The following is a 9,309-nucleotide window of genomic DNA, read 5'->3' as shown; positions in this document are numbered from 1 at the left end:
CCCTGCCCCTGCCCACCCGCCCCGGCGCCGACGAGAGCGGGCAGTTGATGCTGCTGCGAACGCTGTCGCCAGGGCTCAGGGTGCGCGTCTGGTACGACGACCCCGCCGCCACTGGGCAAATTACTCCCTACGAGGGGATTCCCCTGGAGGAGAGCGTGCGGCGGCTGCTGGAGAGCGGGGGCATGCAGGTAGTGGAGCAAAAGCCCGACCTAGCCCTGCTGGTCTACACCGGCAAGGACCCCCGCCAGGCAGTGCTCACCCTGCTGCGGGCCAGCCGCGAGGCCCCGGTGGCGGTAGCCGACATCGCCTCGGTTAACCGGGGCGACAGGCGCCTGATGGACTACTTGCTCGAGCTGGGCCACTATCCCCACCTCGCCAGCTACGCCTGCTGGGGCACACCCGCCAACAACCTGGGCAGCGCTCTGGCTCAGGGGGGACTGTTTTTGCGTGACCTCGAGGGGCGGCTGGACCGGCTGGCCGAGGGCTATTTGCACTACCTCTACGGCGAGGTGGGACGGCCCTGGGTGCGGCGCTATTTCGTCGAGCCCTTGCTGGAGGGGGTGAGCATCCTGACTCTAGGCCACCTGCGCGAGCAGCGCCTGCCAAGCCTGATGGGGGACCGGCTCGAGTTGCTGAGCGTGGAATTTCCCTGGCGGCGCAGCTTCGAGATTGCCCTCCGCTTCCGCCGGGTGCGTTGAAGGTCCTTGGCAACTGGGCTCACAGCACGGAGTTGCCCAGGTGCTATAGTGTTTCGGCTTGTCACCTGCTACCCTGAGCAGGATCGCACAACCCAACTTCAGGAGGTGAAAGTTGCTGCGTTTAGTTACATCCGAATCGGTGACCGAGGGTCACCCCGACAAATTGGCCGACCGCATCTCGGATTCCATCCTCGACGCCATGCTCGCCCAAGACCCCAAGTCGCGGGTGGCCTGCGAAACCCTCGTCACCACGGGGTTGGTGATGGTGGCCGGGGAGATCACCACCGAGAGCTACGTGGACATCCCCAACCTGGTGCGCCAAACCGTCAACGAAGTGGGGTACAACCGCGCCAAGTTCGGCTTCGATGGCAGCACCTGCGCGGTGATCACGGCCATTGACGAGCAATCGCCCGATATCGCCGGTGGGGTCAACAAGTCCTGGGAACACCGCGAGCTGGGCTCACGCGACCCGCTCGACGAAATCGGAGCGGGCGACCAGGGCTTGATGATCGGTTACGCCATCGACGAGACCCCTGAACTCATGCCCCTGCCCATCTCCCTGGCCCATGGCCTCACCCGCCGCCTGGCCCAGGCCCGCAAGAGCGGGGAGATCCCCTACCTGCGCCCCGACGGCAAGGCCCAGGTGACCATCGTCTACGAGGGCGAGAAGCCCCTCTACGTGGGCACTGTGCTGGTCTCTACCCAGCACGCCGAAGACATTTCCCAGGAGCAAATTCGTCACGACGTGATCGAGAAGGTCGTGCGGCGGGCCATCCCCGAGCAATACCTCAGCGAGGAGACCCTCTACCTGATCAACCCCTCGGGTAAGTTCGTCATCGGTGGTCCCCATGGCGACACCGGCCTCACCGGGCGCAAGATCATCGTGGACACCTACGGCGGCGCTGTCCCCCACGGCGGCGGGGCCTTCAGCGGCAAGGACCCCACCAAGGTAGACCGCTCGGCGGCCTACTACGCCCGCTACATGGCCAAGAACATCGTGGCCGCCGGGCTAGCCCGCCGCGCCCTGGTCGAGCTGGCCTACGCCATCGGCAAGGCCCGTCCGGTGGGCATGCGCGTGGAGACCTTTGGCACCGGGGTCATCCCCGACGAGCAGCTCAGCAAGATCGCCCAGCAGGTCTTCGACGCCCGCCCCAGGGCCATCATCCAGAACCTCGACCTCCAGCGACCCATCTACGCCGCCACCTCGGCCTACGGGCACTTTGGCCGTGATGGTTTCCCCTGGGAGGTCACCGACAAAGTAGAAGAGTTGCGCCATCTCGCAGGACTTCCCGCCCCGGCCTGAAGCCAGGGGTCGGATGTCGTACGCAAAGCGTCGAGGGCCTAATTTAGCCTTCAGCGCGCTTCCAGGCTCTGGATCAGGTTGCTCAGCCGGGCTGCGTTGGGGCCCTTCTTGAAGGGGTTAAAGGGCTTCCCTGATTGCAGCTCGGGTACCATGCCCAGATAGCCCGGCACCGCGAACATGTAGAAGCTGGGCTTGGTATCGCTTTTGATTTGGGCCAGGCGCATGCGGGCCATCTTCTCCTGCTGCTCGAGCCACTCCCTGACCCAGGCCGACTGCGCCGGCGTGAGGAGGGCCTCGAGTTCCTTCCGCAAGGCCGCAGCCTGGGCGGGCTCGAGGTTTTCCCGAAGACTCAGAGGACGCAGCTTAGCCAGCAAGGCGGCAGCCTGGTTCCTGTCGAAAGCCAGCCCCTGCACCTTGTCCATCTCGGCCAGGGCATTGACCATTCGCACCAGCTCGAACACCGGCTGGTACGCGCTCAGCCTGGCAGTTCCCCCTACGCTCTGAGCCATCCCCAGCACCCCCACCGACACCATTGCCATCAAGAGCAAACGCGTGATTTTCGCCACGGCTTCAAGCTAGCAAAAGTGCCTGAAGCGCAGGGCAAAAAAGGATGAGAAAGCCGGGACCCTCGGCCCCGGCTTCCGTGCAACTTTCCTCCATTACGGGCGCATGCGCCGCTTCAGGGCCTTGGACTCGTTGATGGGGAAGTCTGCGTCCTTGAAGCCGCCGGCCACCCGCAAGGCCGAGGTGCGGCTGGCGGGCTCGAGCGTATAACTCTCGAACCAGTAGCTCCTGATGTTTACTCCTTCCTTGAGCGCCTCGGCCACCACCGCGTCGTAAGCCCCCTTGGCCTTCTGCACCGCCGCTTCGTACTCCAGCGCCCGGTAAGACTTCAGCGCTTCGGCCATCTGGCTATCGGCCTCCCTCAGGGATGCGGGGATGGCGCCAGTATTGAGCTTCTTGGCGTCGATCATGGCTTTTAGGACAGCGTTGCCCTGGTTGAGGTAGGCCGCTACCAGGTAGCGGTTCATGGCGTCGCGGTTGAACTGCCCGAACTCGGCGGTGAGGTCGATGTAGCTCATGACGCTGTTGGACATATCGCCCAGCCAGGCGTAGTAGAACTCGTTGCTGGGGCCATAGTCCTTGTTTTCGCTCGAGTCGTAACCGTCGTGGGGGTGCGAGAGCGCGGTGTGGTGCCCTACTTCGTGCGTGATGGTCGTGGTGTAGCCATAGCGGGACTTGGCAAGCGGGTTGTTGGCGGCGTAGACCAGGCTCTGGGTGCCCGATCTCCAGTCGTCATCGGCCAGGCCCAGGTAGGGGATGTCTCCGGCAACGTTGTAAGCGAAGATGGGGATCTCGTAATCGGCGCTACCCTGGAAGAAGCCAGGCTGCTTCATCTCGAGCAGGTTATCGATGAAGACATCGGCTCCAGAACCCGGGTTCTGCGCGCTGAGGGCGTACTCAGAGTGGCAAGACACCCCGGTGAAGTAGGACTCGAAGGAGCACTGGGCCTGGCTGTCGTAGCTCAGCTCACGGATGGTGGCCGTGAAGTTGTTGAGGGGCTGGAGTTTCTTGAGCAGCGCCGTGGTCAGGCTGGCGTCGAAAAGGGCTTGGCCCTGGTCGCCAGCTGCCGGGTCGTTGTAGAAGTTGACGTTGAGCAGCAGGTTATCGGGTATCTGGTGGGGGGTGATGGCCACGCGGTAGATGGGTGAGGGCGTGAAGAGCAGGTTGATGGCCACGTAGCGGGTGATCCGGCCCAGGTCGCCCGAGAGGTTGTTGAAGGGGCGGTAGGTGGTCTTAGCGCTGCCGTATTCCCAAATGGGGGGCATGCGGTAGTCCGTTTTGCCGTCGCCGTCGAGGTCGGCGTTGGTGATGTCCCAGTTGTCGCTCTGGGCTTCGGGGCCTGCCGAGAGGTCGTGGAACCAGATGCGGGCGGTCTTGCTCAGCGAGGCAGCGGATCCCTGGCGGTCGTCGGGGGTGCTGCCACCCCAGGCGCTCATCTTGCGCGAGGAGAGCAGCTCGCCGAAGTTGAAGCCGGTGTCGGGGTCGGGCTCGTCAGTCTTGACGTAGACGTGGTGCTTGAAGTCGGGGCGACCGTACCAGTTGATGAAGAAGACGGTGTAGTTCTTGGGGTCGATACCGAGCTGACTGGCGTTCTCGGCCAGCCACTTCTCGGTCTCGAAGGCGTCGATCCAGTAGTTCTCGGTGATCTTCTTGCTGATGTTGGCGGCGTCGCCGGGGCAGGGCTCGCCGGCGCCCAGGTCGGCCTGGCAGTTATAGGACTCCTGATAAAGGGTCAGGGGTTTGGGCTGCGCCAGTTCGTTGAGCCTGGCGAAGAAGGCGTCCTCGAAGCCCTGACTGGCGAATTTGATGTTGTAGTTATAGGTGAAGCTGTTGCCTGAAAGCTCCTTCTCCCCGTTCTTGTAGTTGAGATAATAGACGGTGGGGATGCGGTTGACGCTGCTGTACTTGCTGGGCAGGATTTTCTTGAACTCGTCGAGGTTGATCTGCTGGGCACCGCTGCCCTGCTTGTACCCGACGAAGACGATGTTGATGGTCAGGTCTTGCCCGATCTCAACAGTGTTGCCTGGGTTGAAGGTCTGAAACCCCCTGTTGCCCAGGTTGCAGGAGCCAATCGCCAGGGCCATGAGGATCAGGGCCGCAAATCGAAGCAGTTTGCGCATATTAGCTCTGAGGTAGAACACCTACCAATCTTTCCATGCATGAGAAAGCTGCGCAAGACGTTCTTAACGCCATTTTCTCATCAAGCCCCTGAGGCGTGAGGCTCGAGGGAGCTGTAAGGCCCGTTTCAGTGCGGGCCTCGAGGGTCTTTATGCTAGAGGGGTGAGCCTGCCCTCTCCTACCCTTCCTCCCCCAGCTACCCGCGACCTGGCCATTCGCCTGAGCCAGATCTCGGTGCAGTTCGATGGTCAGGCGGTGTTGCGGGGGGTGGACCTCGAGGTCGCCAGGGGCGAGTTCATCGCCATCATCGGCCCCTCGGGGGGCGGCAAGAGCACCCTGCTGCGGGTGATCGCTGGGCTGCAAAAAGCCCAGGGATCGGTCAGCGTGAGCGGGCAGCCGGCGATGGTCTTCCAAGATTACCGCCTGTTGCCCTGGCGCACCGTCGAGCAGAACATCCGCCTGCCCATCGAACTCACCGGGCGCGGTAAGGTCAGCACCTACCTGGGGATGCGGCCCTACCTGCACCTCTATCCCCACCAGCTTTCCGGGGGCATGAAAGCCCGCGTGGCCATCGCCCGGGCGCTGGCCCAGGACGCCGAGGTGCTGCTGATGGACGAGCCCTTTGCCGCCCTCGACGCGTTGGTGCGCGAGCGCTTCAACCTCGAGCTCAAGGAGTTGCACAAGAAGAGCGGAAAGACCATTTTGTTCGTCACCCACTCCATCCGCGAAGCGGTCTACCTGGCCGACCGGGTGGTGGTGCTCAAAAACGGCGTCATCGAGACCATCCTCGACACCCGCGATGAGGGTCGCATCACCGCCTTCACCGACGGCGTGGAGGCCGAACTGCGGGCTAGGCTGGGCGTGGCCGACTCCACCCACGTCGAACCTCCACCTGCACCGCTGCGTCCGCCCTGGGAACTCTTCGGGGTGCTGGGCCTGGCCGGGTTGTTCCTCCTGAGCTGGGCCCTGCTCGCAGCCCGGATTCCCCTCTTCTTCCCCTCCCCCCTGGCGGTATGGCAGGCTGCCCTGCACAACGCCCCCCAACTGGCTCAAAGCGCCCTGGCCACGCTCGAGGTCGCCGCGCTGGGGGTGCTGTGCTCGCTGCTCATCGGCACCCCCATCGGCTACCTGATGGGCCGCCTGCGCACCATGGAGCGGCTGCTCTCGCCCTTCATCGTGGCCCTGCAGGCCATCCCCACCGTGATCGTGGCCCCGCTGCTGGTGATCTGGTTCGGCTTCAGCCTCGAGGCCAAGCTCATCACCACCACCCTCATCTCGATCTTCCCGGTGATGGTCTCGACCATGGTGGGCGTGCGCGAGGTGGACCGCATCTACCGCGAGGTGTTCCAGACCATCGGGGCGGGGCCCTGGGGCATCCTGACCAAGCTCGAGCTACCCGGCGCCCTGCCGGTGCTGCTGGGCGGCTTGCGCCTCACGGTCTCACTCGCCCTCATCGGCGCGGTGGTCGCCGACTTCACCTTCCAGGGCGAAGGCCTGGGAGCCTTCGCCAACACCGAGCGGCTGTCCTTCCGCTACGCCAACGCCTTCGCCGCCGTAGGGGTCAACGTGGTGCTGGGCATCGCGCTGTACGGGCTGGTGACGCTGCTGGAGTACTGGGTGCTGCGTTACCGCAGGCGGTGACGGGGATTATGTCGATAGCCAGACGCGGGTCGTACGTCCTACGTCGTACGCAATACGCAAGACGCAAAACGCCTTTTGTTTACCCCCCCTAGCAAGGGGGTTGGGGGGATATACCCTCCCCGCGTGCGGGGAGGGGGTTCTTTCACCACAAACCACGAGCTACAAGCCACGGGCCTTCATCCCCCGCTGACGGCTGACCGCCACGCACGCTGCGCCCCTACTCGGTGCGCTGCAGCAGGTTGTAGGCGAACTCTTCCATCAGCTCCGGGCGCTGCTCGGCCAGCTCCCACAGGAGTTCTAGCAAGTCTTCGTCGGAGAGTTCTTGCAGGGCCAACTGCTTGGGGTCGGCAGTCTTTTGCTTCCGCCTGCGCCTGGCCTGGAAGATCTCGGGCGCTTCCTGGATGGCGTAGGCCAGGGCCACGACGTGCTTGCACACCGGGCCCCAGGTGTACGGGCACGAGCAGCCCCAATCCTGCTTTTCCAGGTCGATCCAGGTGCGGTAGGGGTAGGGCGCGCTGCCCTTCACGCGGGCGCTGTAGCGCTGGCCCTGCCGGGAGCCCTCGAGCACCATCCCCCGGCTGAATAGCTGGTAGCCCCGGTCCTGCACCTCGAGGCTCGCCAGCGCCATGATGTCAGACGGATCAAAACCGGCCAATGCCCTTCTATGATAGCCAAGCCGCTTTTCGTCTGGCGTGGGCTCGAGTGTATTCAGGGCATATCTGTGCTGGGCCCCCGCGGTGAGCATGAAGGCTACGCGGAAATCCTGAAAAGGATCGGCTTGCACACTGCACATCGCTGTTTGACAAGCTCACGGTGGGGTGACTTAAACTGACTGCGGGTCGCCAGACCCATTCCTTCAGGGCGGAGTGCAAGTCTCCACCGGCGGTACAGCCCGCGAAGCCTGGAAATCTGCGGTACATCCAGGCCCGATTCGGTGAAAGTCCGAAGCCGACCGTGACAGTCGGGATGGGAGAAGGAGCGAAGCTCGAGTCACCTGGCTCGAGCGCAGGGCATGTCCAATACCTCATAACGCAAACCCCACACAACACCTGGCTCACGGTGGCGTCGGTCGGTTCGTGCCTGACCGGGTTTCGCTTTGGGTTGCACGCGTGAATGTGAGGTTTGCTTCGATGAAAAAGTGGGTTTTCGTGGTCGCTGCGCTACTGCTCTCGCTGGCTCAGGCCGAGAAGCTGCGGGTGGGGCTGGGCTACCTACCCGACGTGCAATTCGCGCCGTTCTACGCGGGGGTGGTGGAGGGAATTTACGGGAAGAAGGGCCTCGAGGTCGAGTTCCAGCACGGCTTCGCCAGCGAGCTCTACCCCTTGCTCGCGCAGGGCAAGCTCGACTTCGTGGTCGCCGACGCGGAGGACGTGATCGCGCTGCGGGCCCAGGGCATCCCGCTCAAGTACGTCATGGCGCTGTACCAGTCGGTGCCCAACGCCCTGTTCTCGCTGGCCGAGAAGAACATCAAGTCGGTGCGCGACCTCAAGGGCAAGACCATCGGTATGCCGGGGATGTTCGGGGTCTCGCTGACTTCGCTCCAGGCCATCCTGCGGGCAGCCGGGCTCAAGGAAAGCGACGTGAAGATCGTCAATATCGGCTTTACCCAGGCCGAAGCGGTGGTGCAGAAGCGGGTGGACGTGGCCATGGGCTTCATCAACAACGAGCCGGTCTTCCTGCAAAGCCAGGGGGTCAAGCTCAACGTAATCCCCGCCGGACCTTACAACCACTCGCCGGGCAACGGGATCATCAGCACGGACAAGGTGCTCGAGAACGCCGACCTCGCCCGGCGCTTCCTCAGCGCCTCGCAGGAGGCCATGGCCTTTACCATCACCAACCCGCGCAAGGCCTTCGAGGCTGCCAGGAAGTACGTGCAGAACCTCGACGAAATGCGCTATACGGTGCTCACCACTTCCATCCGGCTCTACGAGTCACCCTACAGCCGCCAGATGGGGCTGGGCTTCTCCAACCCCCAGGCCTGGGTCAGCAGCCTAAGCCTGCTCAAGGCTACCGGGCGCGTGGACACCGCCCTTCCGGCGACCGAGTTCTACACCAACGCCTTCCTGACGCCCAACTTGCAGGCGAGGAAGTAGGTTCTCGAGAACGCAACGGTGGGCCTGAAACGGTCCACCGTTGCTTGTGGTTCGGGGCTACAGGTGAGTTCTGAACCACTCGAGCGTCATACGCCAGGCGTCCTCGGCGGCGTCTTTCTTGTAGTTGGCCCCCGTGTCGTTGTGGAAAGCGTGGTTGGCTCCCTCGTAGATCTTGATCTGGTAGCGGATGTTGGCTCGCTTGAGGGCCTCCTCGAGGGCCGGAATCCCCGCGTTGATGCGGGCGTCGTTGCCGCCGTAGATGCCCAGCACCGCCGCCTTGATGCCCGGCACCTTGGCCAGGTCGGGGGCCGGGCCGTAGAAGGGCACCGCCGCTTTGAGTTCGGGAGATTCGGTGGCCAGCCGCCAGGTGAGGCCACCCCCGAAGCAGAAGCCCACCGCCCCCAGCCGGTCGGCCTGGATTCCCGGAGTAGCTTTGAGCACCTTGAGGGCCTCGAGCAAGTTAGCCACGTGCTCCTCGGCAGGGGTCTGGGCCAGGAAGCTGGAGATCTGGGCGGTGTCGGTGATCCGGGCCGTCCCCCCGATCCTGGAGATCAGGTCGGGGGCCAGGGCGATATAGCCTGCCTTGGCGACCCTGCGGGCCACGTCCTGGATGTGGGGCTGCAACCCCCGGTTCTCGTGGATCACCAGGATGCCCGGGGTCGCCGTGACCCCTTTGGGCCTTACCCGGTAAGCCATGTGGGTAAAGCCGCGGGCCTGGTACTCGATCATCTCGGCCTCGAGGGCCGGGTCGTTGGGGTCTACGAGCGGCTGCCCCTGGGGAGGGGTAGCCTGGGCTACGGCCTCCTGGGCCTGCACCAGTTCAGCCGTGCTCACCCCGGCGATGCCCAGCGAGGCCAGCAGGGTCCGCGCCCCACCCACCCCGCCCCCCCGC

8 protein-coding genes and 1 riboswitch are annotated in these 9,309 nt (G+C 64.1%); of the genes, 4 read left to right on the top strand and 4 right to left on the bottom strand.

Annotated features, from left to right (window positions below):
• On the top strand, positions 1 to 698 hold a 698-nt coding region (locus Mrose_RS16935), incomplete at its 5' end, for a DUF4127 family protein (RefSeq protein ID WP_119280276.1).
• A 115-nt stretch (positions 699 to 813) separates the two neighbouring features.
• Positions 814 to 2,001, top strand: coding sequence for a methionine adenosyltransferase (gene metK, locus Mrose_RS16930; RefSeq protein ID WP_119280278.1), 1,188 nt, complete (start codon positions 814 to 816; stop codon positions 1,999 to 2,001).
• Between the two features lie 50 nt (positions 2,002 to 2,051).
• Here the strand turns inward: metK and Mrose_RS16925 are convergent, their stop codons facing one another.
• On the bottom strand, positions 2,052 to 2,567 hold the full coding sequence (locus Mrose_RS16925) for a hypothetical protein (RefSeq protein WP_147371697.1): 516 nt from the start codon (positions 2,565 to 2,567) through the stop codon (positions 2,052 to 2,054).
• 93 nt (positions 2,568 to 2,660) lie between these two features.
• Positions 2,661 to 4,685, bottom strand: a complete 2,025-nt coding sequence (locus tag Mrose_RS16920) for a zinc metalloprotease (protein ID WP_147371696.1) — start codon at positions 4,683 to 4,685, stop codon at positions 2,661 to 2,663.
• A gap of 160 nt (positions 4,686 to 4,845) precedes the next feature.
• On the opposite strand from Mrose_RS16920, the gene Mrose_RS16915 reads away from it, so the two are divergent.
• Positions 4,846 to 6,324, top strand: coding sequence for an ABC transporter permease subunit (locus Mrose_RS16915; protein WP_119280270.1), 1,479 nt, complete (start codon positions 4,846 to 4,848; stop codon positions 6,322 to 6,324).
• Between the two features lie 217 nt (positions 6,325 to 6,541).
• On the opposite strand, the gene Mrose_RS16910 is transcribed toward Mrose_RS16915, so the two are convergent.
• Positions 6,542 to 6,979, bottom strand: a complete 438-nt coding sequence (locus Mrose_RS16910; protein WP_182482887.1) for an SWIM zinc finger family protein — start codon at positions 6,977 to 6,979, stop codon at positions 6,542 to 6,544.
• 193 nt (positions 6,980 to 7,172) lie between these two features.
• A riboswitch (FMN riboswitch) is annotated at positions 7,173 to 7,306 on the top strand.
• A 148-nt stretch (positions 7,307 to 7,454) separates the two neighbouring features.
• Here Mrose_RS16910 and Mrose_RS16905 point away from each other — a divergent pair.
• Complete coding sequence (locus tag Mrose_RS16905; protein ID WP_119280266.1) at positions 7,455 to 8,417, top strand: ABC transporter substrate-binding protein; 963 nt, start codon at positions 7,455 to 7,457, stop codon at positions 8,415 to 8,417.
• Between the two features lie 57 nt (positions 8,418 to 8,474).
• Here the strand turns inward: Mrose_RS16905 and Mrose_RS16900 are convergent.
• On the bottom strand, positions 8,475 to 9,309 hold an 835-nt coding region (locus tag Mrose_RS16900; protein WP_147371695.1), incomplete at its 5' end, for a dienelactone hydrolase family protein.

The organism is Calidithermus roseus (assembly GCF_003574095.1).
Classification (GTDB): Bacteria; Deinococcota; Deinococci; order Deinococcales; family Thermaceae; genus Calidithermus; species Calidithermus roseus.
This window is presented reverse-complemented; position numbering and strand designations above follow the sequence as displayed.

Coding starts and splice junctions, on each gene's coding strand:
- Mrose_RS16920 (WP_147371696.1), bottom strand. CDS start 4,685: ATGCGCAAACTGCTTCGATTTGCGGCCCTGATCCTCATGGCCCTGGCG.
- Mrose_RS16905 (WP_119280266.1), top strand. CDS start 7,455: ATGAAAAAGTGGGTTTTCGTGGTCGCTGCGCTACTGCTCTCGCTGGCT.